At 65.2% G+C, this 382-nt stretch carries 1 pseudogene; it reads left to right on the forward strand.

Annotated elements, in window-relative coordinates:
• Window positions 1–18: 18 nt before the first annotated feature.
• Window positions 19–382 (forward strand): annotated as a pseudogene (locus AC0L3B_RS38585) (hypothetical protein); the annotation flags it as partial.

Genomic DNA, 382 nt, shown 5'->3' on the forward strand with positions numbered 1-382 from the left:
CAGCATTGGGTCTACCGAATGGACGGTCGCCGCAAATGCTGGTTCCTGGCCGAGGGCATCGCGACGGTGAAGAAGCCGATTCGGGCTCGCATGGCCAAAGACCGCAGCGCCAGTTTGGACGAGAACGGGACGAGGTGGAGCGCGGTCGTTGATGCGCGCGCGGAGGTGCTGCGCTCCGCACCGCCCGAGCAATCTCAGCCGCCTGTACCCGAAATGAAGGTAGCTGATGCCGCTTCCAATCTCGGCACGGGGTCGGCGGCCCCCATTGTCGATCTTCCCAACCAGCTCACCTCCGAACACTCCGTGCCGGGCCAAGTCGACGTTGGGCAGCTTCTCGCCGACGCACCTCAAGATATGCCGCTGGGCGCGCGCACTGCAGAGG

It is taken from the genome of Bradyrhizobium sp. Kon56, assembly GCF_055807635.1.